This window comes from Pseudomonas sp. W2-17 (genome assembly GCF_041060445.1).
In the GTDB taxonomy this organism is placed as follows: domain Bacteria; phylum Pseudomonadota; class Gammaproteobacteria; order Pseudomonadales; family Pseudomonadaceae; genus Aquipseudomonas.
The window spans coordinates 157078-184076 of record NZ_JAUFNS010000007.1 but is presented as its reverse complement, the minus strand read 5'-3'; the positions used below and the strand labels follow the sequence as shown (position 1 = coordinate 184076).

At 61.0% G+C, this 26999-nt stretch carries 24 protein-coding genes; 12 read left to right on the top strand and 12 right to left on the bottom strand.

The annotated features are described in order from the left end of the window. Positions 1-25: 25 nt before the first annotated feature. From QWI20_RS11255 to groL, 4 genes are all read left to right on the top strand, one after another. A complete protein-coding gene (locus QWI20_RS11255; RefSeq protein ID WP_369305560.1) occupies positions 26-757 on the top strand; it encodes a HugZ family protein in 732 nt (243 codons plus the stop codon). Positions 758-823: 66 nt separating this feature from the next. After that, a complete protein-coding gene (locus tag QWI20_RS11250; RefSeq protein WP_369305559.1) occupies positions 824-1330 on the top strand; it encodes an FxsA family protein in 507 nt (168 codons plus the stop codon). A 253-nt stretch (positions 1331-1583) separates the two neighbouring features. Continuing rightward, positions 1584-1877 carry a co-chaperone GroES gene (locus tag QWI20_RS11245; RefSeq protein ID WP_037014630.1) on the top strand — a complete coding sequence of 98 codons (294 nt, stop codon included), beginning with the start codon at positions 1584-1586 and terminating at the stop codon, positions 1875-1877. A gap of 49 nt (positions 1878-1926) precedes the next feature. Continuing rightward, positions 1927-3570, top strand: a complete 1644-nt coding sequence (gene groL / locus QWI20_RS11240) for a chaperonin GroEL (protein WP_133772246.1) — start codon at positions 1927-1929, stop codon at positions 3568-3570. A gap of 631 nt (positions 3571-4201) precedes the next feature. Here the strand turns inward: groL and QWI20_RS11235 are convergent. Next, positions 4202-4945, bottom strand: a complete 744-nt coding sequence (locus QWI20_RS11235) for a phosphatase PAP2 family protein (RefSeq protein WP_369305558.1) — start codon at positions 4943-4945, stop codon at positions 4202-4204. A 235-nt stretch (positions 4946-5180) separates the two neighbouring features. On the opposite strand from QWI20_RS11235, the gene colR reads away from it, so the two are divergent. The 5 genes from colR (at position 5181) to QWI20_RS11210 (ending at position 8953) form a co-directional block, all read left to right on the top strand. Beyond that, a complete protein-coding gene (colR, locus tag QWI20_RS11230) occupies positions 5181-5864 on the top strand; it encodes a two-component system response regulator ColR (protein WP_037014624.1) in 684 nt (227 codons plus the stop codon). Beyond that, positions 5854-7176, top strand: coding sequence for a sensor histidine kinase (locus QWI20_RS11225; protein WP_369305557.1), 1323 nt, complete (start codon positions 5854-5856; stop codon positions 7174-7176). Before colR ends, QWI20_RS11225 begins: the two co-directional genes overlap by 11 nt. Before the next feature lie 160 nt (positions 7177-7336). Continuing rightward, complete coding sequence (locus QWI20_RS11220) at positions 7337-8005, top strand: class I SAM-dependent methyltransferase (protein ID WP_369305556.1); 669 nt, start codon at positions 7337-7339, stop codon at positions 8003-8005. Between the two features lie 4 nt (positions 8006-8009). Then, positions 8010-8729: a lipopolysaccharide kinase InaA family protein gene (locus QWI20_RS11215; RefSeq protein ID WP_369305555.1), complete on the top strand. Its 720-nt coding sequence runs from the start codon at positions 8010-8012 to the stop codon at positions 8727-8729. Then, the gene (locus tag QWI20_RS11210) at positions 8726-8953 is read left to right on the top strand and encodes a hypothetical protein (RefSeq protein ID WP_108120736.1); all 228 of its coding nucleotides are present in this window, start codon (positions 8726-8728) and stop codon (positions 8951-8953) included. The genes QWI20_RS11215 and QWI20_RS11210 overlap by 4 nt, the downstream gene beginning before the upstream one ends. A 78-nt stretch (positions 8954-9031) precedes the next feature. Here the strand turns inward: QWI20_RS11210 and QWI20_RS11205 are convergent, their stop codons facing one another. The 11 genes from QWI20_RS11205 to QWI20_RS11155 form a co-directional block, all read right to left on the bottom strand. Next, positions 9032-12106, bottom strand: coding sequence for a multidrug efflux RND transporter permease subunit (locus tag QWI20_RS11205; RefSeq protein ID WP_369305554.1), 3075 nt, complete (start codon positions 12104-12106; stop codon positions 9032-9034). A 14-nt stretch (positions 12107-12120) separates the two neighbouring features. Further along, positions 12121-13287, bottom strand: a complete 1167-nt coding sequence (locus tag QWI20_RS11200; RefSeq protein WP_369305553.1) for an efflux RND transporter periplasmic adaptor subunit — start codon at positions 13285-13287, stop codon at positions 12121-12123. 334 nt (positions 13288-13621) lie between these two features. Continuing rightward, positions 13622-14719, bottom strand: a complete 1098-nt coding sequence (locus tag QWI20_RS11195) for a DUF1513 domain-containing protein (RefSeq protein ID WP_369305552.1) — start codon at positions 14717-14719, stop codon at positions 13622-13624. Position 14720: 1 nt separating this feature from the next. Then, positions 14721-15785, bottom strand: coding sequence for an imelysin family protein (locus QWI20_RS11190; protein WP_369305551.1), 1065 nt, complete (start codon positions 15783-15785; stop codon positions 14721-14723). 27 nt (positions 15786-15812) lie between these two features. Further along, entirely contained in the window at positions 15813-17240 is a 1428-nt protein-coding gene (locus QWI20_RS11185) for a di-heme oxidoredictase family protein (RefSeq protein ID WP_369305550.1), read from the bottom strand. A gap of 138 nt (positions 17241-17378) precedes the next feature. Beyond that, the gene (locus tag QWI20_RS11180) at positions 17379-17918 is read right to left on the bottom strand and encodes an AP2/ERF family transcription factor (protein ID WP_065992198.1); all 540 of its coding nucleotides are present in this window, start codon (positions 17916-17918) and stop codon (positions 17379-17381) included. A gap of 267 nt (positions 17919-18185) precedes the next feature. After that, positions 18186-19541: an imelysin family protein gene (locus QWI20_RS11175; RefSeq protein ID WP_369305549.1), complete on the bottom strand. Its 1356-nt coding sequence runs from the start codon at positions 19539-19541 to the stop codon at positions 18186-18188. 208 nt (positions 19542-19749) lie between these two features. Further along, positions 19750-21801 carry a putative bifunctional diguanylate cyclase/phosphodiesterase gene (locus tag QWI20_RS11170; protein ID WP_369305548.1) on the bottom strand — a complete coding sequence of 684 codons (2052 nt, stop codon included), beginning with the start codon at positions 21799-21801 and terminating at the stop codon, positions 19750-19752. A gap of 311 nt (positions 21802-22112) precedes the next feature. Next, positions 22113-22709, bottom strand: a complete 597-nt coding sequence (locus QWI20_RS11165; RefSeq protein WP_065992213.1) for a superoxide dismutase — start codon at positions 22707-22709, stop codon at positions 22113-22115. 202 nt (positions 22710-22911) lie between these two features. Beyond that, positions 22912-23514, bottom strand: a complete 603-nt coding sequence (locus QWI20_RS11160; RefSeq protein ID WP_369305547.1) for a LysE/ArgO family amino acid transporter — start codon at positions 23512-23514, stop codon at positions 22912-22914. 36 nt (positions 23515-23550) lie between these two features. Further along, positions 23551-23949 carry an ACT domain-containing protein gene (locus QWI20_RS11155; RefSeq protein WP_369305546.1) on the bottom strand — a complete coding sequence of 133 codons (399 nt, stop codon included), beginning with the start codon at positions 23947-23949 and terminating at the stop codon, positions 23551-23553. 109 nt (positions 23950-24058) lie between these two features. Here QWI20_RS11155 and QWI20_RS11150 point away from each other — a divergent pair, with 109 nt between their 5' ends. From QWI20_RS11150 to QWI20_RS11140, 3 genes are all read left to right on the top strand, one after another. After that, positions 24059-24958: a LysR family transcriptional regulator ArgP gene (locus QWI20_RS11150; RefSeq protein ID WP_369305545.1), complete on the top strand. Its 900-nt coding sequence runs from the start codon at positions 24059-24061 to the stop codon at positions 24956-24958. An 88-nt stretch (positions 24959-25046) separates the two neighbouring features. Beyond that, positions 25047-26045, top strand: a complete 999-nt coding sequence (locus tag QWI20_RS11145; protein WP_369305544.1) for an NAD-dependent epimerase/dehydratase family protein — start codon at positions 25047-25049, stop codon at positions 26043-26045. Positions 26046-26111: 66 nt separating this feature from the next. Then, on the top strand, positions 26112-26969 hold the full coding sequence (locus tag QWI20_RS11140; RefSeq protein WP_369305543.1) for an ATPase: 858 nt from the start codon (positions 26112-26114) through the stop codon (positions 26967-26969). The last annotated feature ends 30 nt before the right edge of the window (positions 26970-26999 follow it).

Genomic DNA, 26999 nt, shown 5'->3' with positions numbered 1-26999 from the left:
TCGTTTTACTGTTCAGGAGCCCCACATGAGCGCCAGCGCCAACCGGCAAGCCCGTACCTTGCTGCTCAAGGAATACCGCGGCGTGTTATCGACCCATTCCAAGTCGATGCCCGGTTACCCGTTTGGCTCTGTGGTGCCTTATTGCCTGGACGACCAGGGCCGTCCGTTGATCCTCATCAGCCGCATCGCGCAGCACACCCACAATCTGCAGCTCGACGCCAAGTGTTCCTTGCTGGTGGGCGAGCGCGGCGCCGAGGATGTGCAAGCGGTGGGGCGCGTCACGCTGATGGCCGAGGCCGAGAAAATCAGCGACGAGGCCCAGATTGAAGCGGCCGCTCAGCGTTACTACCGTTATTTTCCTGAATCCGAGAGCTACCACAGCGCTCATGATTTTGATTTCTGGGTGCTGAAGCCGGTGCGCTACCGTTTCATCGGCGGGTTTGGCGCGATCCACTGGCTGGACGACGCGGCATTGGCCAATCCCTTCGCCGGGGCTGCGGAGCTCAGCATGGTCGAGCACATGAATGCTGATCACGCCAAGGCCATCGCCCACTACGTCGAGCTGGCCGGTTTGCCCAAGACCGAGCCTGCCACGCTGGTGGGCATCGACAGCGAGGGCATGCACCTGCGCGTGGGTCAAAGTCTGTACTGGTTGGCCTTCGCAGAGCCCTGCAATACGCCGACACACGTCCGCCAGGCCTTGGTTCAGCTGGCTCACGCTGAAAAATGGCCCACACTTGAACAGGCCGAGGCTTGAATTAACGACTTTGCGACGTCACGTAAGGTCTACTGGAAGCCTTCTTCCGTCTAGGAACTCACTTTGATGCGCGTTTTTCTTCTGCTTTTGTTGCTTTTTCCGGTGCTCGAGCTGTTCGTGCTGGTGAAAGTCGGGATGTCGATCGGCTTTCTGCCGACCTTCCTGCTGGTCGTTGCCGGGTCGATGCTCGGTGTGTTCGTGGTGCGGGTCGCCGGAGTGGCTACCGCCTTGAGTGCCCGGCAGAGTCTGGCCCGTGGTGAGCTGCCGGCGCAGCAGATGCTCGACGGTTTAATGATGACTATCGGCGGTGCCTTGCTCGTGCTGCCTGGCTTCATCAGTGACGTGCTGGGTCTGCTGTTCCTGATGCCGTTCACCCGCCGGATGATCGTCGGCAAGGTGCGCAATCGCGCCGAGGCCCAGGCCGCGCGCCAGCGTGCGTTTGCCGAGAACATGCATGCGGCAAATTCGGCAGGCTCCATGCATCCCGGTGCTGCCCGTCCTGAAGCACGTCGCCCTGAAGTCATTGAGGGTGAAGTGATCGAAGGCGAGTTCGAACCCCTCGATAAAAAGTGATTCAACGTCACCACGACACGGCACCTGCGGGTGCCGTGTTCGTTTTCGCGACCGCCATTCATGCAAAAAATTTCTCGGGTCAGCCTTGAAATCGGCTTGCTCGCCCTTATGTATGGGTCACCGCAAGGTTTCTGGCGCGTTTCGTCAGACCGTATTCTGCGGTTCGCTTGCGAACCGTAACCGGCAAGCCCGGATGTTTTAACCCGCCGGTGTCCGCACCGGGCGTTTAAAAACCATAATTAGGAGATCGACAATGAAGCTTCGTCCTCTGCATGACCGCGTCGTAATCCGTCGCAGCGAAGAAGAAACAAAAACTGCTGGCGGTATCGTGCTGCCTGGTTCGGCTGCTGAAAAACCTAACCGTGGCGAAATCCTCGCCGTCGGCAACGGTCGCATCCTGGACAACGGTGAAGTACGCGCGCTGGCCGTGAAAGTGGGTGACAAAGTGGTGTTCGGCCCTTACTCCGGCAGCAACACTGTGAAAGTAGACGGCGAAGACCTGCTGGTGATGAGCGAGAACGAAATTCTCGCGGTCGTCGAAGGCTGAGTTGATACCCCATTTCCCGTTACTACAAAGTATTTAAGGAATAACGATCATGGCTGCTAAAGAAGTTAAATTCGGCGATGCTGGCCGTAAAAAAATGCTGGCTGGTGTCAACGTCCTGGCCGACGCAGTAAAAGCAACTCTGGGCCCAAAAGGCCGTAACGTCATCATCGAAAAAAGCTTCGGCGCTCCGCTGATCACCAAAGACGGTGTGTCCGTAGCCAAAGAAATCGAGCTGAAAGACCGTTTCGAAAACATGGGCGCGCAGCTGGTCAAAGACGTTGCTTCCCGTGCAAACGATGACGCTGGCGACGGTACCACCACTGCTACCGTTCTGGCCCAAGCCATCGTCAACGAAGGCCTGAAAGCCGTCGCTGCCGGCATGAACCCGATGGACCTGAAGCGCGGCATCGACAAGGCGACCATCGCCATTGTTGCCGAGCTGAAGAAGCTGTCCAAGCCTTGCACCGACACCAAGGCAATCGCCCAGGTCGGCACCATCTCGGCCAACTCGGACAATTCCATCGGCGACATCATTGCCGAAGCCATGGAAAAAGTGACCAAAGACGGCGTTATCACCGTTGAAGAAGGTTCGGGTCTGGAAAACGAGCTGTCTGTTGTTGAAGGCATGCAGTTTGACCGTGGCTACCTGTCCCCGTACTTCATCAACAAGCCGGACACCATGGTTGCCGAGCTGGACAGCCCGCTGCTGCTGCTGGTTGACAAGAAGATCTCCAACATCCGCGAAATGCTGCCCGTTCTGGAAGCCGTTGCGAAAGCTGGCCGTCCTCTGCTGATCGTGGCTGAAGACGTTGAAGGCGAAGCACTGGCGACTCTGGTCGTGAACAACATGCGTGGCATCGTCAAAGTTGCAGCGGTCAAGGCCCCAGGCTTTGGCGACCGTCGCAAGGCCATGCTGCAGGACATCGCTGTTCTGACTGGCGGTACCGTTATCTCGGAAGAGATCGGCCTGAGCCTGGAAACCGCTACCCTGGAACACCTGGGTAATGCCAAGCGCGTTATCTTGAACAAAGAAAACACCACCATCATCGACGGTGCTGGCGTTCGTGCCGACATCGACGGTCGTATCGCGCAGATCCGTCAGCAGATCGGCGACACGTCTTCGGACTACGACAAAGAAAAACTGCAAGAGCGTCTGGCCAAGCTGTCGGGCGGCGTTGCAGTGATCAAGGTCGGTGCCGGTTCCGAAGTTGAAATGAAAGAGAAGAAAGCCCGCGTTGAAGACGCCTTGCACGCAACCCGTGCAGCCGTTGAAGAAGGCGTGGTGCCTGGCGGTGGTGTTGCTCTGGTTCGTTCGCTGCAGGCGATTTCCGAACTGCGTGGCGACAACGCTGATCAGGACGTGGGTATCGCTCTGCTGCGTCGTGCGGTTGAAGCGCCTCTGCGTCAGATCGTTGCGAACTCGGGCGACGAGCCTAGCGTTGTGGTCGACAAGGTCAAGCAGGGTACTGGTAACTACGGTTACAACGCTGCGAGCGGCGAGTACGGCGACATGATCGAGATGGGTATTCTTGATCCGGCCAAGGTGACGCGTTCTGCGCTGCAGGCTGCTTCGTCGATCGCCAGTCTGATGATCACCACTGAGGCGATGATTGCTGATGTGGCTGATGAGAAGGCTGCTGGTGGCGGTATGCCTGATATGGGCGGCATGGGTGGTATGGGCGGCATGATGTAAGCCAGTCGTACCCCGATGTAGAAAAAAACCCCGCTTCGGCGGGGTTTTTTTATGGGCGGCGCTAAATGACTCCCTCCGCGAGTGACCTTTGAAAAGCCTCAGGATCAAGAGCGTCTGCCTAGGGGCAGACGTTTCGCCTCCGGCGAGTTACTTGGAAAAGCACCCCAAGTAACCAAGGGTGCTTGCTCCTGGTTAGGCCCGACTTCGTCGGGTTCCTTCACTCCGGTCTCGCTCCGTGGGCCCGCGCCGAACGGACATCCATGTCCTGACGGCGCTCTCGCCGCATCCATGCGGCTCGGCCCACTGCGCAAGACCTGCGTTCAGCCTGCACCCAAGTCGCGTTTTGTGTCGTCTGGGCTTTTTGTGTACGAAGATCAAAAGCGGGTTTAAGCAGATCAAGGGCTTCCCGGCTAAAGCCGGTCCTACGGGGGGAGCGCCGCCGATCCCACAGGGTGTACGCGGTACTTTCAGTGGGACCGGCTTTAGCCGGGAAGAGGCCCGCGTGGGCACCATCAATTTTTGGTCTGACCCCCGATGGAGGTTGCAGGGGACTGATTTATTTACAGCGCTTCACCGTAAATCAATCTGTCCCCGGTCTAGCCATGATCCCGAAACTACTTCGTCGGTAGCCTCATCCTGATACCGCTTCTCCATTCACCGCCACATCCTTCTTCTTCGCCGGCCGGTACAGCACGAAGTAATACGCCCCCAAACACAGCAGCCAGCAGAACACCGCTGTCCAGATGTTGTGGGAGAAGAAGTGCGCGCCTTGAAGCATTCGGCCGACGGAAAAGACGGTGCCCAGGCCCGCCGCGAAGATCAGGCCGGCTTTGGCCAGGCGAGGTTTTCGGTCGCGGAAGACGAAGAACAGGGCGAACAGTGTGAAGCCGGTGGCTGCATGACCGCCGGGCCAGCAACGGCCGGGTTTGTCGGTTTGCGGGCGGGGGCTGAGGAGTTCGCTGTAGGTTTCCTGGCCGCCGAATTCTTTCAGGCTCCACGGGCACTGCACCGATGTCACGACTTTGACCGGCGTGACGAAGCTGGTGGATAACGCCATCGACAGCACCATGCAGCCCAGTTCACGTTTCCACGGCTTCAGTGCGCTGACGAAGAACGAGGCGATGAAGCTCACGAAGGACAACACCCCAATGGCGATGACGGCCTGTTTGGCCCGGTCATGCAGGATGTCTTCAAGAAAGAAACTGTGCCGCCCGATGAACTCGCCCGCCACCGGGTCGTAAGCCAGTTTGGCGATGTCCATGTCCAGCGAAGTCAGTTCGAGCAATATCAGAACGATTGCGGTCACGGCCGGGATGCCCAGGTAAACCCAGAAGTTGATCGGGCGTGAGGCGGGCCGTGCGAGTGCGTGTGACATGGCAAATCCCGTGTAGTGGGCGAGGGAGAGCGGGGAGTATACAGAGCCGGAGCGGTGCGAAGTCTGAGCAGAACGCTGTCGCGGCGCCGTGAACCGCGAGTGAAAAAAACGTTATACACCGCAGTGCTGGCCCTTGAGCGCGCATCGCCGTAAGCTGCCGCCAACTCTGACCTTGTTGAACGGCCCCTCGCGCCGTGTCCCGGGTCTCGCCACACCGCATAGGGAGACACGCGCCATGAGAATTCTGCTGGTTGAAGACAACCGCGACATCCTGGCAAACCTCGCCGATTACCTCGGTTTGAAGGGCTATACCGTCGATTGCGCCCAAGACGGTCTGTCCGGTCTGCACCTGGCGGCCACCGAGCATTACGACCTGATCGTGCTCGACATCATGCTGCCCGGCATCGACGGCTACACACTGTGCAAGCGCCTGCGTGAAGACGCGCGCCGCGACACGCCGGTGATCATGCTCACCGCCCGCGACCAGCTCGACGACCGCCTGCAGGGTTTCCGCTCCGGCGCCGACGACTACCTGCTCAAGCCGTTCGCGCTGTCGGAACTGGCGGCGCGCATCGAGGCTGTATTGCGTCGTGCCCAAGGCGGCGGGCGGCGTACCCTGCAGGTGGCCGATCTGATCTACGACTTAGACACCCTTGAAGTGACTCGCGAAGGGCGTCTGCTCAAACTCAACCCGGTGGGCCTGAAATTGCTGGCGGTGTTGATGCAGAAGAGCCCTCACGTCCTGCGTCGTGAAGTCCTGGAAGAAGCCCTGTGGGGCGATGACTGCCCGGACAGCGACAGCCTGCGCAGCCACGTTCACCAATTGCGCCAGGTCATCGACAAGCCGTTCGCCAAGCCGCTGTTGCAGACCGTTCACGGTGTCGGCTACCGCCTCGCCGAGGGGCGTGATGGAGTTTAAGCAGAGCCTCGCCCAACGGATCATCATCGCCTTCGCCTTGATGAGCGCGTTGGTTGCCGGGTGCTTCGCCATGGGCATCGTCGCGACGGTGCACCTGGTCGAAGAGAAGCTGATTTCGGCTGGACTGGGCGGCGACCTGACGCGTCTGCTGCTGATGGACAGCGTCAACGACTGGAGCCATCGCCCCGAGCCGGATCAGCTGTTTTACTTCAGCGGCGGCCCGGGGGATTTCGAGCTGCCGAAGGATTTGCGTCACCTGGAACCAGGCTTTCACGAAGTGTTTCGCGGGCCGTTGTCCTACCACGCCATGGTTGAGGTCGTAGACGGCCGTCACTATGTGCTGCTTCAGGACCAAAGCGATTTCGAAGAGCGTGAGCGCGTGCTGTTCGCCGTCGTGCTGGTGGGCTTTGTGCTGGCGCTGGCGCTGGCAGTCTTCCTCGGCTGGATATTGGCGCGCCGGGTGATGGCGCCGGTTGTGCGGCTGGCGCGACAGGTGCGTCATCGCGATCAGTTGCTCGGCCTTGCCCCGCCTCTCGCCCCCGATTACGCCGCCGACGAAGTGGGTGAGCTGGCGGTGGCCTTCGATGCCACGCTGGGCCGTCTGCGTGATGCCTTGACCCGCGAGCGGATGTTCACCAGCGACGTCAGCCACGAACTGCGCACGCCGTTGATGGTGCTGGCCAGTTCCTGTGAGCTGCTGCTGGAAAACCCGGCGCTGGATCAGCGCGCCCGTGCCCAGGTTGAGCGCGTGGCGCGGGCGTGCGAAGAAATGCGCGATCTGGTGCAGACCTTCCTGATGCTGGCCCGCACCCAGCGCGATGACCTCGCCCTGTACCCGCAACTCACCCTGCAAGGCGCCGCCCAGCAGTTGATCAGCCTGTGGCGCGAACCGATCGAACACAAAGGCCTGACCCTGGAATACCTGCCCGGCGAGCCCTCCGATACCGCTTACAACGCCACCTTCCTCTATGCCGTGATGGGCAACTTGCTGCGCAACGCGTTGCACTACACCGACACCGGATTTATCCGCCTGACGCTGCGAGAAGGCGGGTTCATGGTGGAGGATTCCGGCGTGGGCATCCCGGAAGAAAAACGTGAGGCGATGTTTCAGCCGTTCGTGCGCGGTACTGAGCAACGCGGCGAAGGTTTGGGTCTGGGGCTGTCATTGGTGCAGCGTATCTGCGAGAACCAAGGGTGGTCCGTCAGCCTGGACACCATGGAGCCAAACGGTTGCCGATTCAGCGTGGACATGGGTTTGCGCCTTGGCAAAGACTCGGCTCGGTTGCCGTCGACAAATGTACAGCCTGTGTAAAGGTGCTAAAACAGACCGGGATATGGCCGTATGCTGGCCCTAAGTCCTTGAATAACCTCGTAACATTTTTTCACTTTTTCGGACGCTTTTTTCACATTCATCTGACCTGAGCGTGACGCTTCGCTGCTTAGTTTGGCCCTCTCATCAAGGGGAGGCAGCCATGAGCAAGCGGATCGAGCTGGATTTTTCACGCAAATACGACGACGAACACGCTAAAAGGTATTTGCGCAAACACAACGATGGACTGGCCAGGCGCCTGTCTGATCGCCGGGACAAACAACTTGCACGCCGCGCATTGGCGTTGGCGGGCGAACCGGGGCTGGTGCTGGATCTCCCCTGTGGCGCAGGACGTTTCTGGCCGGTGCTGGCCGAGAAAGCCAACCGGGTGATCATCGGGGCGGACAACTCGGCTTCCATGGTCAAGATTGCCTGCGAGTCGCAACCCGCGGAGATCGTCAAGCGCGTGCAGCCGCTGCAGACATCGGCGTTTGCCATCGAGATGCCGGACAACGCCGTCGACAGCATCTTCTGCATGCGTTTGATGCACCACATCGGCAAGGCTGAAGACCGCGCCGTGCTGCTGAAAGAGTTTCACCGGGTGAGCCGGGACAGCGTGATCGTGTCGCTGTGGGTGGATGGCAATTTCAAGGCCTGGAAGCGACGCCGCGCTGAAGGGGCGCGACCGAAACATGATTATCAGAATCGCTTCGTGCTGCCGGTGGCCACCGTAGAGGCCGAATTTGAACAGGCAGGGTTTCGGATTCAGGAGCGCCTGGATTTCCTGCCGATGTACGCCATGTGGCGTGTGTATCTATTACGTAAGAGGTAACAGGATGGCCGTGGATTTCGCAACAGAGTTAGCCGTTCCCGCCAAGGACCGCTTCGCCTATTTCTGGAACACGCGGGGCGAATGGGTCGAAGAGCCCAACGTGCGCCGTGGCGGTGAAAGTGGCGTACAGCGTGTCGTCTCGGAAAACGGTCGGCTGCTGTATGTGAAGCGCCAAACCGGCCATATCTACCGCAGCTGGTTGCACCCGTTTGGCCGTCCGACCGTGCTGCGTGAGCGCGATGCCCTCGAAGGTCTTCGCCAGCTCGACGTCAACGTGCCGCGCATGGTGTTCTGTGGTGCCGAGCGCGATGAGAACAACGAGTGGCGTGCGTTGCTGGTCACGGCTTCTCTGGACGGCTTCGACGAATTCGAAAACTGGCTGCGCGCCGGCGGTCGCGAGCAGCACGGCGAAGTGGTGTACGAGCAGATGCTTCAGGCAATCGCCAGCAACCTGGCCCGTATGCACAAGGGTCGCTGGCAGCACAGCTGCATTTACATCAAGCACGTTTTCGTTCGCGTCGTGGGCGAGGGCGCCAATGCCAATGCTGAGGTCGCGCTGCTCGATCTGGAGAAATGCCGTCAGCGGCTGACGTCTTATGCCGCCGCGCAGCACGACATGAAACAACTGCGTCGCCATTCGTCGTTTCAGCCAGCGGACTGGACCAAGCTGGTCTACTTTTACGAGACCGCGTTTGGCAGGCCCATCAAAGGTTTACAGCGATGAAGTTAGAAATGGCGCGAGGTTTGTTTTTGGTCGGGGCGTTGGGGGTGACTTCCATCGCGTTGGCGGCCTGGGATCAGCCCGGACCAAAGATTTTGAGTGCAGTGCATGGCGAAGGCCATTGCCCGCTGCCTCGGGTGGCCAAGATGTCCGACACGGCCCGGCCTGATCACGATCTGCTCCTGTTGATGTTCGGCCTGGCCCAAGGGAGCGGACCTCAAGGCTGATTCCTTTCTGTTGCATTGACCAAAAGGCCCCGAAAAATCAGGGCCTTTTTTGTGGGCGTGTGTTTATTTTTCCTTGCGTCAGGTACCGGGAGTCGTGTCGGCATTCGAATGGCCATTGCCTTCGGGGTGCGGCTCGTCCCGTCGCGCCAGCAGCGTATACACGCACGGCAGCACAAAGAGCGTGAACAACGTCCCCACCGACATGCCCGTGGCAATCACCAGACCGATATCGAAGCGACTGACCGCGCCCGCGCCCGTCGCGAGAATCAGCGGCACCATGCCGAACACCATCGCTGCGGTGGTCATCAACACGGGGCGCAAACGAATCGCCGCCGCTTCCTCCACCGCTTCGCGGGCAGTCAGGCCCTTATCGCGGCGTAGCTGATTGGCGAATTCGACGATCAGAATGCCGTGCTTGCTGATCAGCCCGATCAGCGTGACCAGACCCACCTGCGTGTAGATATTCAGCGACGAGATGCCGAGGAACAACGGAATCAGCGCGCCGCAGATCGACAGTGGCACAGTCACCAGAATCACCAGCGGATCGCGGAAGCTCTCAAACTGCGCGGCCAGCACCAGAAAAATGATCGCCAGGGCCAGGCCGAACGTCACCCACAGTGCATTGCCTTCCTGCACGTACTGACGGGACGCGCCGGCGTAATCGTAGGCAAAACCCGGCGGCGACTCTTCGATGGCGATCTGTCTCACCAGCTCAATCGCCTCCGCCTGACTCACCAGCGGAAAACCAGAGATGATCGCCGAGTTGAGCTGCTGGAACTGATTGAGCTGCCGGGGTCTGGCCCGGTCGCTGACGGTGATCAGCGTCGACAACGGCAGCATCTTGCCATCGGCGTTCTTGACGTAGTAATTCGCCAGCCAGGCCGGGTTGTCGCGGTAGGCCCGCTCAACCTGGGCGATGACCTTGTAGCTGCGCCCGTCGATGGTGAAGCGGTTGATTTCCGCCTCGCCGAGGAGCGTCGCCAGACTGCCGCCAAGGTCCTGCATTGACACGCCCATCTGCGCGGCTTTGGCGCGGTCGATGTCGACCACCACTTCCGGCTTGTCGAAGGCCAGATCAACGTCCAGAAATGCGAATTTGCCCGATTCGGCGGCGCGTTTCTTGATGCGATCCGTGACCTCCAGCAGCGCGGCATAGTCGCCCGGTGTGTTGATCACGAATTGAAACGGCAGGCCCTCACCGGTGCCGGGCAACGACGGCAGGTTGAAGCCGAAAACCTGCAGCCCGGTGATGCCGTTGAGCTTGGCCTGCACCTCGGGCAGCAGCTCCATTTGCGTGCGGCTGCGCTCATCCCATGGCTTGAGCAGGAACCCGCCGACGCCGGTCTGCACCCCATTGAAGCCGTTGATCTGGAACGAGGAGTAGTACTCCGGGAACGCCTTGAAAATGCTGATGAACTGGTCAGTGTATGTGTTCATGTAATCGAGGTTGGTCGGCTGCGGCGCCGTCGCCATCATGAAGATGATGCCCTGGTCCTCGTCCGGCGCCAGTTGCGATTGGCTCAGCTTGAGAAACACCGGAATCAGGCACAGCACCAGCACCGCGAACACGATGACCACCGGCCGCGTATTCAGCGTGCCATGGAGGAGGCGCTGGTAGCGGCGCTTCAGACTTTCGAAGGCGTGATCGAGCTTGTGCGCAAGGCCGCTGGGGTTCTCTTCCCGGCGCAGAAGCACGGCGCACATCATCGGCGACAGGGTCAACGCGACGATGCCGGAAATCACTACCGCGCCGGCCAGCGTCAGGGCGAATTCCTTGAACAGCGCGCCGGTCAGTCCCTCCAGAAAACCGATGGGTGCATAGACCGCTGCCAGGGTGATGGTCATCGACACCACCGGCATGGCGATCTCGCGAGCGCCCTCGATTGCCGCATCGAACGGCGTCTTGCCTTCCTCGATGTGGCGGTGAATGTTCTCCACCACGACGATGGCGTCGTCCACCACCAGACCGATGGCAAGGACCATCGCCAGCAGCGTCAGCAAATTGATCGAATAGCCCATCAATTGCATGAAAAACAGCACGCCGATCATCGACAGCGGGATAGTGATCACTGGGATCAGCACCGAGCGCAAGGCACCCAGAAACAGGAACACCACGACGATGACGATGAGCACCGCTTCGATCAGGGTCTTCACCACTTCATGGATCGAGGCCTGAATGAACAGCGTGGCGTCGTAGGCAATGGACGCCTTGAGGCTCGGCGGTAACTGAGCTTCCAGCTCCGGCAGGATGCGCCGCACTTCCTTGATCACGTCCAGCGGGTTCGAGCTGGGTGTGCCCTTGATGCCGATGTACACCGACGGTGTGCCGTCGAACGAGCTGACCGTGTCGTAGTTCTCGGCGCCCATTTCCACCCGCGCCACATCGCCCAGCAGCACGCGACTGTCGCCCACGGTCTTGAGCGGGATGGCCGCGAAGGACTCGGGGGATTTCAGGTCGGTGCTGGCGTTGACGCTGGTGACCACGTACTCGCCTTTCACCTCGCCCGCCGCGGACAGGAAGTTGTACTTGCGCACGGCTTCGGTGACGTCGCTGGCGGTCAGGCCGAAACCGGCGAGCTTGACCGGATCGAGCCACAGGCGCATGGCGAACACCTGATTGCCCAGGATCTCGGCTTCGGCCATGCCCGGCAGCGTCGCCAGCTTCGGCTGGATGACCCGGGACAGGTAATCGGTGATCTGCGGGTTGCTCAGCTCGGCGCTGTAGAAACTGATGTACATCAGCGCCGAGGCGTCGGCGGCTTCCTTGCTCAGCACCGGGTCTTCGGCGTCCTGGGGCAGCTTGTTCTTGACCTCGTTGGCCTTGGCCAGCAGCTCGGTGTAGAGACGGTCGCTGTTGGAGCCGATGCGCGCATAAATGGAAATGACCGAGAAGTTCTGCCGACTGACCGAGGTCATGTAGTCGATGCCTTCGGCGCTCGCCAGACTCTGCTGCAGCGGCTGGGTGATATAGCCCTGAATGGTTTCGGCGTTGGCGCCGGGGTAGGCCGTGGTCACGGTGATCAGCGCGTTTTCCATCTGCGGGTACTGGCGGATGGTCAGCTTGCTGAACGCCTGAAAACCCAGCAGCACGATCAGCAGGCTGATCACGCTGGCGAGCACCGGGCGACGGATGAACGGGTCTGTAAAGGCCATGATCGATTCCTTGATCAGTCAGCTTTGGGCTGGCTGTTCGGCGCCGCCGGGGTGGCGTCAGACGGTGTTGCCGGGTCGGCCACGATGGCGACGGCAGCGCCGTTATCCAGTTTCAGCTGGCCGCCGGTGACCACCTGCTCGCCGGTGTTCAATCCTTTGCTGATGATGACCAGCCCGCCGCGATGCTCACCGGTCTCGACGAAGCGCCGCTCGACCATGAATTGAGGCTCACCCTTGCTGTTGTGTTCCGGTTGGCCGTCGGCGTTCTTCTTCGGCACGACGACGTACACTGAGTTTCCGTACAGCGTGTAGGTGATCGTGCTTTCCGGCAGCACCAGTTGCGGCGTGTCCTGCCCGAGCAGCACTTGCAGGCTGGTGAACATGCCGGGCAGCAGTTGGCTATCGGGGTTGGGCAGGGTGGCGCGAATCAGCACATTGCGGGTGGTGTCTTCGACCTTGGGGTTGATGGCGCTGATGCGCGCGGTGAATACGCGGTCCGGGTAGGCCGCGACGCTCACCTGCACCTGTTGGCCGAGGGCCAGTTTCGGCAGCGCCTGCTCCGGCACGAAAAAGTCGGCGTACAGGCTGGTCAAGTCCTGAAGGGTAGCGATCACCGTGCCGCTGGCAAGGTAGTCGCCGACGTCCACCTGACGAATGCCGATGGTGCCGCTGAAGGGCGCGAGGATGCGCTTCTTCGCCAGGGAGGCGTTCAGTTGTGCGACGGTGGCAGCGGCCTTTTTCTGCGTGGCGGCGAGCTTGTCGAAGTCGCCCCGGGAAATGGCGGACTCGCCCACCAGTTTACTGCCGCGTCCGTACTCGACCTGCGCCAGACCAAGGTCCGCTTCGGCAGTGCCGAGCAGGGCCTTTTCCACATCGCTGTCGAGCTGTAACAGCGGCTGACCGACCTTGACCTTCTGGCCGGATTCAAACTGCACGGCCTTGACCGTGCCCGCGATTTCCAGCGACAGGTCCACGCCCTGGGATGCCTTGAGCGTGCCGATGGCCGGCAGACGATTCTGCCACGGGCGCTCCGCAACAACGGCCACCGCAACATTGATCGGCGGCTTCGGCGCCGTGAATTGCTGGATCTGCTGATAGACCGAAAACGCCTTGTACCCGCCCAAGGCCAGCACCACGATCAGGACAATGCCCAACATGATCAACATGCGGCGACGCAACATATTCCACTTCCTTGGAAAACCGATGAATCAGGCGAGCACGTTAGTCGTGTCGCGTCTTAGTTGCCAGTGGCATTGATGGATTTTGGGATCGGCGTCCTACCGGAATCATGGTTTATTGCTGGGCATGCCCGCCGCCCTGACATTGCGCTGTCGCCCAGCAAAAATGGTACCTGTAGGCGTGAGCTTGCTCGCGAAGTCGGTATTCCATGCGCTGAAAATCTAGCGGATGTTCCGGCCTCTTCGCGAGCAAGCTCACTCCTACAAGGTGATGTGGCTGCGCGACAGTTCGGCGTCTGGACAACTCGAAGGGGCCCGCGCCGTCGCCTATCCTCGATCAAACCAAATGCAAATGGTTGTCCCACAACCCCGCCGGCAGCTCCAGCGGCTTGGCGACCAGTACTGCCTCGCGGCAATCATAGAAACGGCAGCGCCCTTGGCCCGAGGTCACGACGAAGCCGTCTGCCACCGCGCCGACCCCTGCGCAGTCAGGCAGCGGTGCGTCGAGCTTCAGCGCGCCGCTGTCCAGGTCCCAGATGAAGAAGCGGTTACCCCTCGGCGCGGTCAGTGCCACCAGCCGCAGGTCGTTGTGAATGGCGACGCTGGCGGTGTAATGCGCCATCGCCTGCAGCTGTTGATCGGCCACCGGAAATGCTTGAAAGGGCTGGCCCGGCCGCTTGATGGCGAGCAGCTCGGCGGATTCGTGGGAAGGGCCCATGAACTGCTGGCCCGCGACAATGGTGCCGTCGCTGGCGATCGCCATATGGCGCACGCTGTTCATCTGCTGCGACAGCGTTTCTTTGCTCAGCAGCGTGCCATCGCGATGCATCAGCACCAGACTGGGTTCCATGGCGTCGAGGTTCATTTCGACGCGGCTCTCGGCCTCGGTGCGAATGCCGCCGTTGGCGACTGCAAGGGTTTCGCCATCCGGCATCCATGACACCTGATGGGGGCCGACGCCGTGGGTGGAAATTTCCCCGGTGCGTTGAAGCCGCTCATCAACGAATCGATACACGCCCAACAGTCCACGGCCCGGTTCCGTGGTGTCGTTTTCGGTGGCGTACAGCCATTCGCCGTCTTTGTGAATGACCGCGTGGCCGTAGAAGTGTCGGTGGGGTTGCGAGGTGATGGTCTGTAGCAGACGGCCGTCGCGCAGGTCGATCAGGTAACTTTCGGTCCCCGGCCGGCGCGCCACGAACAGCGCAATCGGCAGGTTCGGGTGATTGATGATGTCGTGGCAGCGCTGGGCGACGGGTGTGGCGAATACCTGCGTGCCGTCGACGCGATAACCCACGGCGAAGTGCTGGCCGTTGCCATCGTCACGGGCGGACAACAGCAGTGGACTTTCGCCTTTTTTCGCGAACAGCGTCCAGCCGCCAAACGTGACGGCGCTGAGCAGCAGGCTGCCCAGACCCAGAGCCTGACGTCGCAACATATCAGTCACCATCATTGGCGTTGAAACCCAGTTGAATGCCCAGCGCCTTGGCCAGTTCGCCTTCGTGCAGGCGATGGACCACGTTGAGGCTGTCATAGAAAGCGTTGAGCTGGTGGCGGCCTTCTTCGGTGGCCAGCAGATCCCCGAGGGGAGGTTTCAGCGCGGCCAGTTGGCGATTGCTCTCAGCGTAGGCGGCGTCGATCTTGTCGGCCAAAGGCTTCTGTTCCTTGGGCAACAGCCCGCGCAAACCCTTGTTATCAACACCGGCCCAGACCGTCTGGGCACTGGCCAGACTCGCCTGCAAGCTGCTGAGCGAAGCCTTGCTGCGCCACGCTTCCGCCTGAAACGGCTGCGGCACACCCTTGGTGCCACGGCCCAGCGGCGTGCCGAGTTTTTTCTTCAGCGAGTCCAGTGCGGTCACTTGCACGCGCAGCAACTCGGCAATGGCCTCGTGGGAATCGGCGTAACGCTGGTTGGGAAACTTGCTCAGTTGAGCGAGCATGCCGTCGTTGCTGTTCCAGCTGTTGAGGATGTCTTCGGCCAGCGCTTTTTGACGCTCGCCGATTGCCATCAGCAGCGGGCAGTAGCGGGCTTTCTGCTCGGCGTTGGCCATGTCGATGTCGGCGTCGAACAGGATGTACTCATAGGCCGACAGGCCCTGAACCACGACGCTGGATTTGGCCAGGGTGTCAGCACTGATCTGCGGCTGAGCGGTGACCAGTTGCTCCACCTGACGGCCGACGAGGTTTTTCTTGTCCGGCCAGAACTGAATCTGCCAGGCGCGATTGCCTTCGGCCAGCGGCCCGATCAGCAGCGGTTGCAGCTCGGCCCAGGCTTTTTGCGCGTGCAGGAAGTCGGCGCGGGCGGTATCCAGATCGGATTTACCCTGGCAGTAGGACAGCGCACTGATCGCCAGTTGCCGGTCGGCATCGACCCAACGGCTGTAGGTCGGCAGGATGACCTGACTGGCAATGGCGGCAGACGTCACGGCTTGCGGGTCCGACGGCGCGCATGCGCCCAGAGCCAGAGCGGCGAGGCTGGTGAGCAACAACTTGGGGCGGAACATGCCCGACTCCTTATCTTCAGAAATACGTTAGAGAGAATTCAAGAACGCCAGCAGCGCCGCGCGTTGCTCCGCGTCAAAGGCGAGCACCTGACGTTGCGCCGGCAGCGCCTCGCCGCCATGCCAGAGCACGGCTTCCATCAGGTCGCGGGCACGTCCGTCGTGCAGAAACTGGGTGTGGCCACTGACGGTCTGCGTCAGGCCGATGCCCCACAGAGGCGGGGTTCGCCATTGCTGGCCGCTGGCCTGAAATTCGCTGAGATTGTCGGCCAGGCCTTCGCCCATGTCATGCAGCAACAGATCGGTGTAAGGGCGGATGACCTGATTCGCCAGTTCGGGCTCGGCGGCGTCGGCGGAAGTGGTGAATTCCGGCGTGTGGCATTGCTGGCAGCCGGCCTTGAAGAACAGACCCTTGCCCGCCAGCACCTGCGGGTCTGCCACGTCGCGGCGCGCCGGGACGCCGAGGTTGCGGGTGTAGAAGGTGATCAGCCGCAGGATGTTGTCGCTGACTTCCGGCTTGCCGTTCGGGCCGTTGCCGTTGGGCGCGGCGAGGCATGCGGTCTGCGACGGCGTGCAGTCGTCGACCGGCATCAAGGTGGACGTCAGGCCCATGTCACCCGCCAGCGCGTGGGCATTCTGCTGCTTGATACTCGGCTGTGAGGCTTTCCAGCCGAAACGGCCGAGGACGGTTTTCTGCTGCGCATCGTCCCAGACCCAGTTGGGTGTGCCGGTGATGCCGGTACCCTGTTCATCGTTGGGGTTGGCGTTGGCCAGAATCGCCGCCTGCGGAATGGCTTCCAGAAGCCCGAGGCCGATCATCGGCGGAGCAATGCGCGCGGAAGCTCGCGTCTGCGGGTGCATCGGGCCGTAACCGGTTTGGGTGATCTGCAGGGTAGGGCGGCGCAGGTGCACCGGGGTGCCGTCGCGAAAATGCACGGTCATCGAATCGTAATCGACCCGAACCTTGCCCTCAGGCGTGACGCCGGGAATGGCCATGTCCTGGAGCTGCTTGCCGTACACAGGCTCGGGCGTCAGGCCCAACTGCTTGATGTGTTCGGCGAACGCGGGATCGTCGGGAATCGACAGGCGCACCAGCATTGAAACGGCGTTGTCGGCGCCGGGCTCGGGCGGATGGCCGCGGCCGTCCTTGATGTGGCAGTTCTGGCAGGCGTTGGTGTTGAACAACGGACCCAGGCCGTCGCGGGCAGTGGTAGTCGACGGGGCAATCACCCAGGGGTTGCGGAAGAAGCTGTTGCCGACGCTGAAGTCCAGCCGCCGGACAGGCGACAGGTTGGCTGAAGGCAGGGAAAACGCATTGCGGTCGCTTTTGTTGACAGTGGTGGCGCCGCCGGAGCGCGACTCGCCCGGTTCGGCGGCGGTGAAACGCGGGGCGTCATCGCACCCACTCATGGCGAGCGCCATCAGCAGGAGAAACGAAGGACGGAACCACGCAGTCATACAGGTCCTGCAAAGGGGGGAAATCGGGGCGAGCAAGCTTACCAGCCCCGAGTTTGATGAATAAGAGGGATTAGCGTTTGCAGGCCCTCTCGTAACGTGTTGTTACCAAATCATCCGCGAGTGACGGGCCCGCAAAACTCATGCGCCGGCGATCTCCAGCGCCGGGTTTTCCACCAGCAGTTGCATGAGACGCCGCTCGCCCTCGACCACCTTGAATGACCGGTAATCGCCAATACCGTCGAGCTGCCGTTCGCGTTCGCGGATCGCCAGCTCCTTGGCCCTTTCGTAGCCGTAATGTTCGACCCTGAACGACTTGGTGACACTGCTGCCGTTGCGCAACGTGGTCCGCGCCACCCAATAGGCGATGCCGGTGTAACAGCGGTAATGCACCCCCGGATAACCGCTGGTGTTGGTGGCGATGATGCGTTGACGGATGTCGCGGCTGAGCTTGGGCAGGTGGGCCAGCAGCAGTTGGTCACGGCACGCGTCAGCGGCTTGTCGTGCCGGATCACGGCCACCGTAGCGGGAGAACGAAAACAGCCGGTTGAAGGTCCTGCCATCGCGGTAGATCGTCACCTTCCAGGCACGCGGGCCCTTGACGCCGACCAGCAGGTGAATACCGTAATCGTTGGCTTTGAGCTTACTGACGCGGCGCCTTTTATTGTTTCTCTTGGGCACTTTCTGTCTCCTCCTGGATAGGGTGGGGTCAAGGAAGTGCGCATGATCGGTGGCGGGGGAGGCCTGTTCAATCCGACAAGGAGCGAACAGGAAATGCCCTACAACGCTTACAGACCGGTCCCCAGGTAAGGCCGTTTTGGTGGGCCTTTCAGGCGTCGATTGACGAAAAAAATGCCGGCCCGTGGTCGGGTCGGCATTTGTTTGCAGCGGGACCGACTTCAGTCGGGAAGGCGCGGCCTTACCGGTTTGAAGCGGACGTGAAGCGGATCAGAACTCGTGGTCGGCGTTGTCCGGGTTCAGGTCAGTGATGCCCAGCTTGCCAGCGGCTTGCTCGATCGCGCCGGTCTGCTTGACCAGCGCGGCAATGGCGTCGCGCACGACCTGGTTGCCCGCTGTATTGCCCGCGGCGATGAGTTGGTCGAAATGCTCGCCCTTGTTGGCGTGGTCGACGATGACCTGCAGCTTCGCCTGGGTCGCATCGAGATCGGCGCGCACGGTCTGGTCGGTGGCGGCGTCGGCGGTGGCGACCAGCGAGGACAGGCTCGCGCCGCTCACTTTGCTGCCGTCGACGCGGGTGTATTCACCCAGGTAAACGTTGCGGATGCCCAGGCCGTTATAGAAATGCGAGTTGTGGGTGTTGTCGCTGAAGCAATCGTGCTCGTCCTCGCTGGAATTGGCCTCCAGCGCGACTTTCATGCGTTCGCCCGCCAGTTCACCCAGCGACAGGCTGCCCATGCCGAACAGCATTTTGCGCAGCCCGCTCTCGGCGGACTCAGCTTCCAGCGTGGCGCGGTAGTTGTCGGCGACGCCCGGTTTCCAGTTGTTGACCATTTCTTCGAGGTCGCTGACCAACAGGTCGGTGGCGGCTTTCAGGTAGGCGCGGCGGCGATCATTGTGGCCGCCGGTGCCGCCCTGGCCTTCGATGTAGTCGCTGGCCGGACGCTCGCCGGCGCCCGGGCCGGTGCCGTGCAGGTCCTGGCCCCAGAGCAGGAATTCGATGGCGTGGTAACCGGTCGCCACGTTGGCTTCCGCACCGCCGAGCTCGTTCAGGCTGGCCAGTTTTTCAGGGGTGATTTCTGTGACGTCGACTTTGTCCTCGCCCACTTGCACCGACGTGTTGGCGATGATGTTGGCAGTGGCGCCCGGATTGCCCAGTGCGTGCTGGTAATCCTTGGCGACGTAATCGATCAGGCCTTCGTCCAGCGGCCATGCGTTCACCTGACCTTCCCAGTCGTCGATGATGGTGTTGCCGAAGCGGAACACTTCGCTCTGCATGTACGGCACCCGCGCCGCTACCCAGGCGTCTCGCGCTGCTTTCAGGGTCTGGTCATTGGGTGTGGCGAGGAAAGCGTCGACTGCCGTGCTGAGCTTTTTGGCAGTGGATTCGGCGTCGCTGAAAACGGCGAATACCATATTGGCGTAGTTGGCGACCACTGCCCGGGTGGCCGTTTCGTTGTGCTGGGCAGGCGCGGCGGCCGAGGTCGGCGCTGGAGCCGGCGCGGCGGCTGCTGCCGGTTCAGGGGCAGGCGCTGCGGCGGCGGGCTTGTCCTTGCCTTGATCACAACCGGCCAGAGCAATAGCGACAGCCAGCAGACTTGCGGTTGCCAGGGGCATACGAATCATGACGGAATCCTGCATCGAGAAGAGGTGTGAACGGTGGCGAACGCCAAAAAATGCTGCGACATAATGCGAAAGATTTGCATTCTGTGTAAAGGCCATTTGCCCAAGCCGGCGGAGGGAGATATTTCAAGCTGTTTCAGGGGGTGATTCAGGATGTGCGCGGGCGCGGCGGTGTTTCCAAAGATGGGACTTGCGTCGAAAGCCCGTTGTGTCAGAGCGCCTCGCTGTGGGTGCGCTGAGCCTGCTTCAGATAAGCCAGCAGCTCCCGCGCCGGCAGCGGCTTGCTGTAGAAATATCCCTGACCTTCATGGCAACCCTCGGAAATGATGTACGCCTCTTGCTCGGCGGTCTCCACGCCTTCGGCGATCACCTGCATGCCCAGGCTTTTGCCGAGCTGGATGATGGCGCGCACGATCGTCGCGTCGTCATCGTCGTCGAGCAGGTCCTGCACGAAGCTCTTGTCGATCTTGATCTTGTCCAGCGGCAGGCTTTTCAGATAGCTCAGCGATGAATAACCGGTGCCGAAGTCATCGATGGCGATCAACGCCCCGGAGCGACGCAGGCTCAACAGGTGCTGCGCGGCGGTGGTGATGTCTTCCATCAGGCCGGTTTCCGTGACTTCCAGCTCCAGACTGCGGGGCGGCAAGCGGTAGATCTGCAACAGATTGTTCACCACCCGCGGCAATTCGGCGTGGTGCAGCTGCACCGTGGACAGGTTCACCGCCATGCGCAGGTCACTGAAGCCCTGATCGTGCCATTCGCGCAGCTGTTTGCAGGCCTGATCCAGCACCCACTCGCCGATGGCGATAATGGTGCCGTTCTGCTCGGCGAGCGGGATGAACAGGTCAGGCGGCACGAAGCCGTGTTCCGGGTGAATCCAGCGGATCAACGCTTCGACACCGACCACACTGTGATCGCGATAGCTGATCTGCGGCTGATAGACCAGATGAAACTGCTCGCGGGCCATGGCTTCGCGCAAGTCTTTTTCCAGCTCGCGACGGCGACGCATCTCGCTGTCGACGCTGGCGATATAAAACTGGTAGCGATTGCGCGAGCGGGTCTTGGCCAGCGTCATGGTCTGTTCGGCTTTCTGCAGCAGCTTCTCCGTGCTGTCGCCATCTTCGGGGAACAGCGTGATGCCGATGGTGGCGCGCAGACGAATCTCTTGCTGATCGACGGCGAAGGGCGCTTCCAGGTCGTCGAGGATGTTCTGCGCCAGCTCGGCGGCCTCGTAAGGCTGTTCGATATCGGCCTGAACCAGCGCGAACTGGTCGCCGCCCAGCCGGGCAAGGGCGCCGAGGCGGCCGCTGTGACTGCGCAGGCGATCGGCGAGGGCCAGCAGCAACTGATCGCCGGCCTGATAACTGAATTGTTCGTTAATGCCTTTGAAGTCATCCAGTCCGACGCACAACACCGCGACACGGTGCTGCACTTTTCCGGAATCAACGAGGATTTTGTCCAGTTGCTTCTGCAGCTGCAGCCGATTCGGCAGACCGGTCAGGAAGTCGTATTGGGCCATCCGCAACAGGCTGGATTCAGCTTCGTGGCGCAGGGTGGTGTTGCGCTCGATGGACGCCAGCAGTTGGTTGGCGGTATTGACCCAGACCCCCAGCTCGTTTTTTTCGTGGCCTTTGAGCAAGGGCAATTGGTGTTCGCTGGGGCGGTCGGGGTTGATGCTGGTCAGGTGCTCGATGATTCTCGACAGCGGTTTGGTCAGCAACCAGTGATAAACCAAGTACAGCACCAGACCCATCGCCAGCGCGCGCAAAACGCCGGAAATGAAGATGATCATCGAGTTGGTGAGGAAGGTTTCTCCGTAGGTGGCGGTGTCCAGGGTGATGCGCAGGTCGCCGTAATATTCGCTGTATGGGCTGCGGCCCACCAGTTGCGTGGTGAAGCTCCGTTCCTGGCCAAGGATCAGATCGGTCAGCCAGCGGGTGGGGGTGGCTTCGAGGTCTCGGGATTTTTCGGCGAGCACCGTCTCGTTGGGATGACCGATGGACGCCTGGCGCACGGCTTTGTCCTGAAACAGCCCTTCGATGACCTGCATGCCCATTTCCCGGTCCAGGCTATAGACAGCCTGCGTCGACGGGTCGCGGAACATGTCGAGGATACGCGCTGCGTCCGTGGCAACGGCCTGGCGGGTTTTGTATGCGTCGTAGACGATCTGTGCGCAACTGAGCACGACCCCCACGATCAGCGCTGAAAGCAGCACAACGCGGAGCAGCTTCACCGACAAGCTGTCTTTGAGTTCCAGCTTCAAATGGCCATTCCTTTATCCATGCTGATAGCGGGCTGCCTGCATGCAAGCACTGGCAATGCAGGCATTCGGATCAGGCGCTTCTGGCGTGCGCATGACCCCATCAATCGGGAAAACAGTTAATAGGCAGACCACTCAGGCTATCCGTACTGTGTCGGTCGTACGCGGGGAAAACTTGAGCCCAGCCGTTTGAATCAGCACGAAATTTGATATTAGTCCGCTATCGCTTCCAGACAATACATAAACGACAAACAGAAGGCGAAAAAAAACCCGGACGTGCCGGGCTTTTTTTATTTCGAGCATTCAAGCATTCATCAAGCGGTGAAGCTTTTGCCTTCGAACTGCTCGGCAACGAACTTCCAGTTGACCAGGTTCCAGAACGCCTCGACGTATTTTGGACGCAGGTTACGGTAGTCGATGTAGTAAGCATGTTCCCAGACATCGCAGGTCAGCAGCGGGGTATCGCCGCTGGTGATCGGGTTGCCGGCGCCGATGGTGCTGGCCAGTGCCAGGGAACCGTCAGCTTTCTTCACCAGCCAGCCCCAGCCGGAGCCGAAGGTACCGATGGAGGTCTTGCTGAATTCTTCCTTGAACTTGTCGAAGGAGCCGAACGCAGCGTTGATCGCATCAGCCAGAGCGCCGGTCGGTTGGCCACCGGCGTTTGGCGCCAGGCAGTTCCAGTAGAAGGTGTGGTTCCAGACTTGAGCGGCGTTGTTGAAGATACCGCCCGAAGAGGTCTTGACGATTTCTTCCAGAGTCTTGCCTTCGAACTCGGTGCCTGGCACCAGGTTGTTCAGGTTCACGACATAGGTGTTGTGGTGCTTGTCGTGGTGGTATTCCAGAGTTTCCTTGGAGATGTGCGGTGCCAGAGCATCATGTGCGTACGGCAGCGGAGGCAATTCAAAAGCCATGGTAATTCTCCTAATCAGGTCAGTTGCGGTTTGCGCAAGGCCGATCACGGGCGGCCAGACAGAACTTACGCTGGCGAGTTTGTACTCTTTGCAGCGCAGGGGCTGGATCATAGCACCGGCCCATGACCTTAACCACGCAACAACTGTGTGGGATAGAGGTTCCAGAGCGTTGCGCTGAAATGCGCGTCGGCGAGACGAATGTTCACGCCGTTCTGATCAATTGCACCGCCACGCTGAACATCATCACCGCCACCATCAGGTCCAGCAGGCGCCAGGTCGTTGGGCGTGCCAGCCACGGGGCCAGCCAGGCGGCGCCGATCGCCAGCGTCGAAAACCACAATACGGATGCGCTTGCTGCCCCGGCCACATAGGCGCCGGGCACCGCTTGCTGCGCACCGAGCGAGCCGATCAGCAACACGGTATCGAGGTAAACGTGCGGGTTCAGCAAGGTCACCGCCAAGGCGGTCAGCAATACCGCGCGGCGTGAACGCTGGCCGTCGGCATCGCCCTGGGCGAGGCTTTGCGGCGACAACGCGCGGCGCAAAGCCATGGCGCCGTACCACAGCAGAAATACCACCCCGCCCCAGCGCGCCACCGCCAGAAGCGTGGGGTTGTGGGCCAGCACATTGGCCAGCCCGAACACGCCGGCGGCCACCAATACCGCATCGCACACGATGCACAGCAGGGCCACGGAAAGGTGGTGTTCGCGACGCAGGCTTTGCGCCAGCACGTAGGCGTTCTGGGTGCCGATGGCCATGATCAGCCCGAGGGAAACCAACAGGCCGTTGAGGTAGCTTTGCCACATGATGTCGAGCCTCGATGAGTTCAGGAGTTGGCGGGATCAGGCGTTCGTCGCCAGTGCGCGCAAGGTCGTCATGGCCTGCTGCGCGTCGTCTTTACCCACGAACAGATGGTCGTGGTAAAAGCCGGCGACCACGTTGCAGCTGATGCCCGCCTGGCCCAGTGCGCTGGCGAACGCTGCCGTTAGCCCGACCGCTGCGAGTGAGGAATGAACGGTGAGGGTGATCCAGGCCATGACGTAGTCGCAGTCCAGGCCCAGTTGCTGCGCCTGATTGCGCTCGAGGATGACAGTCAGGCCCTCACGCTCGCGGAAGCTGCCGACCACATCGATCCCCTCCAAGCATTTGCTGTCCGCCACGGTGCAGAACACGTAGTCGCCGTCGTTCAGGTCAGGGTTCATGCTGCGCAGCAATGCGCTGAGAGAGGTTTCGCCGGTCATTTGCATTCGCTCGTCAAAGAGAGAGTTCAATTAAATCAGTGGTGGCGATTGTCAGTGGGTAGCGGGTATAAGAAAAACCAATAAACCTCATCACTCATTAGGAAAACTGATGTTTGACTACAAGCTGCTATCAGCGCTGGCAGCGGTGATCGAGCAGGCCGGCTTCGAGCGCGCCGCTCAGGTGCTCGGCCTTTCGCAGTCGGCGGTGTCCCAGCGCATCAAGCTGCTGGAAGCGCGGGTCGGCCAGCCGGTGCTGGTCCGGGCGACGCCGCCCACACCGACAGAAATCGGTCGGCGTCTGCTCAACCATGTCCAGCAGGTGCGTTTGCTGGAGCGTGACCTGCAAAGCGTGGTGCCTGCTCTGGACGAGGGCGGCATGCCCGAACGTTTGCGCATCGCACTGAACGCCGACAGCCTGGCGACCTGGTGGGCGCTTGCGGTCGGGGACTTCTGTGCCGAGCATCGACTGCTCACCGACCTGGTGGTCGAGGACCAGGACGTCGGCCTCAAACGCATGCGCGCCGGTGAAGTGGCCGCATGTCTATGCGGCAGTGAACGGCCGGTGGCGGGGGCGCGGAGTTTATTGCTCGGCGCCATGCGATATCGGGCGTTGGCCAGTCCTGACTTCATTGGCCGGCATTTCCCACAGGGCGTGACGCCGCAGGCAGTGGCCCGGTCGCCCGCGCTGGTGTTCGGCCCGGATGATTTCCTGCAGCATCGCTACCTCGCTTCACTGGGTGTCGAAGGCGGTTTCGAGCATCATTTATGTCCGTCGTCCGAAGGTTTTACGCGCATGGTCGAAGCCGGAATGGGCTGGGGACTGGTGCCGGAGTTGCAGGTCCGTGGGCAATTGGCGAGCGGCCAATTGGTCGAGTTACTGGCCGATCACTGCATTGATGTGCCCTTGTACTGGCATCATTGGCGCAACGGCGGTCGGTTGCTGACGGAGCTGACGGACCATCTGGCAAAAAAAGCAGGGCAGTGGCTGGTGCCGTTGGACGCGCAGTGAACGTCAACAGGCGACGCAGCAGAGTGTGAGATCGTTCGCGGAACAGCCGCGGCGATCACAGGCAAAAAAAGATTAAATGGAGCAGGTAATGAAAATTCTGGTCACCGGCGCAGGCGGCTTCATCGGCGGACGCTTCGCGCGTTTCGCGTTGGAGCAAGGCTTGAGCGTCCGGGTCAGCGGCCGCCGCGCTGAGGGTGTCGAGCATCTGGTGCGGCGCGGCGCCGAGTTCATTCAGGGCGATCTTTCTGATCCAGAGCTTGTTCACGCGCTGTGTGACGACGTCGAAGCCGTGGTCCATTGTGCGGGCGCGGTCGGCACATGGGGACGGCGTCAGGACTTCCATCAGGGCAATGTTCAGGTCACTGAGAATGTCGTCGAAGCGTGCCTGAAACAACGGGTCCGGCGGCTGGTGCACCTGTCGTCGCCGTCGATCTATTTTGATGGCCGATCGCACTTCGATATCCGCGAGGAGCAAGTGCCCAAGCGCTTCGGCAATCACTATGCCGCGACCAAATACATGGCCGAACAAAAGGTGTTTGGTGCCGAAGAGTTTGGTCTGGAAGTCATCGCCTTGCGCCCGCGCTTCGTCACCGGGGCGGGTGACACCAGCATTTTCCCGCGACTGCTGCAGATGCAGCGCAAGAATCGCCTGTCGATCATTGGCAACGGCTTGAACAAGGTTGATTTCACCAGCATTCAGAACCTCAATGAGGCGCTGCTCAGCAGTTTGCTGGCGGCCGGCTCTGCGCTGGGCAAGGCCTATAACATCAGCAATGGCGCGCCAGTTCCGCTCTGGGACGTGGTCAATTACGTCATGCGCCAGATGGAATTGCCGCCGGTAAGGCGTTATCGGTCCTACGGCCTGGCCTACACCGCCGCAGCCGTGAACGAGGCGGCGTGCCTGATCTGGCCGGGGCAACCTGAACCGACGCTGTCGCGCATCGGGATGCAGGTGATGAGCCGGGATTTCACGCTTGATATCAGTCGCGCCAGGCATTATCTGGATTACCAGCCTGACGTGAGCGTGTGGACCGCCCTCGACGAGTTCTGCGGCTGGTGGAAAGCCCAGCACGGCGGCCCGTTGTAAAAGGCGTCAACATCCGCGGTTATACTGCGAGCCATTCAGATTCAGCGGTTTTTCAAAGGTAAACCCATGCGCAAAGATCCCTATGACGACGTCGATGACGTCCCGAGCCTCAGCGCCAAAGACGATGACGATGATTTTCTGCCGCCGCCGGGTGCCCGCGAACGCACCACGGTGTATTCCCGCGACACGCCGGTGGTGAAGGTGAAGGCCCCCGGTACCGGTGCGTTGTGGGCGCTGATCTGTGTGCTGTTTATCGCGTTTTGTGGCCTGGGCTGGTGGAGTTTTCAGCAGGTGTCGTTGATGGAGCAGCAGCTGGTGGCGACGCAGGAAAGTTTCGCGCGCATCAGTGAGGAGGCGGCGGGGCGCTTGCAGGATATTTCCGGCAAGGTGGTCGCCACTGAGTCGATGGCGAGCAGCAGTGAGGCGTTGAAAGCGCAGATCAAGCAGTTGCAGGATCAGTTGGCCGATCAGAGCAAGCAGCAGCAGGGTGTGGCGGGTCTGCAGGGCGGGCTGGACAAGCGGCTGGAGCAGATCGGCACGCAGAGTGCTCAGCAGCAGGCGGTGAATCAGCAGTTCCAGGATCAGTTGAAGGCGGTGGCGACGGAGTTGGCGGCGCTGAAGGCGGCGGTGCCGGATGGCAAGTCGATTCAGGCTGAGCAGGAGCGGCTGGAATCGCAGTTGAAGGGTTTGACTGCGGATGTGGCGAACCTGAAAAAGGCGAACGGCAATCAGGCGATCGAGCAGCTTGAGCAGGATATGGTGGTGGTGAAGAGTGAGTTGGAGAATCGCCCGGCGGCGGCTGCTTCGTCGGGGGCGAGTCTGCAGGAGTTCGATGCGTTCCGTGGGCAGATGACGCGGACGATCAATACGTTGCAGAGTCAGATTCAGACGTTGTCGCAGCAGATTAATGCGCGGGGGCAATAGTCCGGGTAGTTCTGGATGGCGGCGCGCGCT

Coding starts and splice junctions, on each gene's coding strand:
- QWI20_RS11255 (WP_369305560.1), top strand. CDS start 26: ATGAGCGCCAGCGCCAACCGGCAAGCCCGTACCTTGCTGCTCAAGGAA.
- QWI20_RS11250 (WP_369305559.1), top strand. CDS start 824: ATGCGCGTTTTTCTTCTGCTTTTGTTGCTTTTTCCGGTGCTCGAGCTG.
- QWI20_RS11245 (WP_037014630.1), top strand. CDS start 1,584: ATGAAGCTTCGTCCTCTGCATGACCGCGTCGTAATCCGTCGCAGCGAA.
- groL (WP_133772246.1), top strand. CDS start 1,927: ATGGCTGCTAAAGAAGTTAAATTCGGCGATGCTGGCCGTAAAAAAATG.
- QWI20_RS11235 (WP_369305558.1), bottom strand. CDS start 4,945: ATGTCACACGCACTCGCACGGCCCGCCTCACGCCCGATCAACTTCTGG.
- colR (WP_037014624.1), top strand. CDS start 5,181: ATGAGAATTCTGCTGGTTGAAGACAACCGCGACATCCTGGCAAACCTC.
- QWI20_RS11225 (WP_369305557.1), top strand. CDS start 5,854: ATGGAGTTTAAGCAGAGCCTCGCCCAACGGATCATCATCGCCTTCGCC.
- QWI20_RS11220 (WP_369305556.1), top strand. CDS start 7,337: ATGAGCAAGCGGATCGAGCTGGATTTTTCACGCAAATACGACGACGAA.
- QWI20_RS11215 (WP_369305555.1), top strand. CDS start 8,010: ATGGCCGTGGATTTCGCAACAGAGTTAGCCGTTCCCGCCAAGGACCGC.
- QWI20_RS11210 (WP_108120736.1), top strand. CDS start 8,726: ATGAAGTTAGAAATGGCGCGAGGTTTGTTTTTGGTCGGGGCGTTGGGG.
- QWI20_RS11205 (WP_369305554.1), bottom strand. CDS start 12,106: ATGGCCTTTACAGACCCGTTCATCCGTCGCCCGGTGCTCGCCAGCGTG.
- QWI20_RS11200 (WP_369305553.1), bottom strand. CDS start 13,287: ATGTTGCGTCGCCGCATGTTGATCATGTTGGGCATTGTCCTGATCGTG.
- QWI20_RS11195 (WP_369305552.1), bottom strand. CDS start 14,719: ATGTTGCGACGTCAGGCTCTGGGTCTGGGCAGCCTGCTGCTCAGCGCC.
- QWI20_RS11190 (WP_369305551.1), bottom strand. CDS start 15,785: ATGTTCCGCCCCAAGTTGTTGCTCACCAGCCTCGCCGCTCTGGCTCTG.
- QWI20_RS11185 (WP_369305550.1), bottom strand. CDS start 17,240: ATGACTGCGTGGTTCCGTCCTTCGTTTCTCCTGCTGATGGCGCTCGCC.
- QWI20_RS11175 (WP_369305549.1), bottom strand. CDS start 19,541: ATGATTCGTATGCCCCTGGCAACCGCAAGTCTGCTGGCTGTCGCTATT.
- QWI20_RS11165 (WP_065992213.1), bottom strand. CDS start 22,709: ATGGCTTTTGAATTGCCTCCGCTGCCGTACGCACATGATGCTCTGGCA.
- QWI20_RS11160 (WP_369305547.1), bottom strand. CDS start 23,514: ATGTGGCAAAGCTACCTCAACGGCCTGTTGGTTTCCCTCGGGCTGATC.
- QWI20_RS11155 (WP_369305546.1), bottom strand. CDS start 23,949: ATGACCGGCGAAACCTCTCTCAGCGCATTGCTGCGCAGCATGAACCCT.
- QWI20_RS11150 (WP_369305545.1), top strand. CDS start 24,059: ATGTTTGACTACAAGCTGCTATCAGCGCTGGCAGCGGTGATCGAGCAG.
- QWI20_RS11145 (WP_369305544.1), top strand. CDS start 25,047: ATGAAAATTCTGGTCACCGGCGCAGGCGGCTTCATCGGCGGACGCTTC.
- QWI20_RS11140 (WP_369305543.1), top strand. CDS start 26,112: ATGCGCAAAGATCCCTATGACGACGTCGATGACGTCCCGAGCCTCAGC.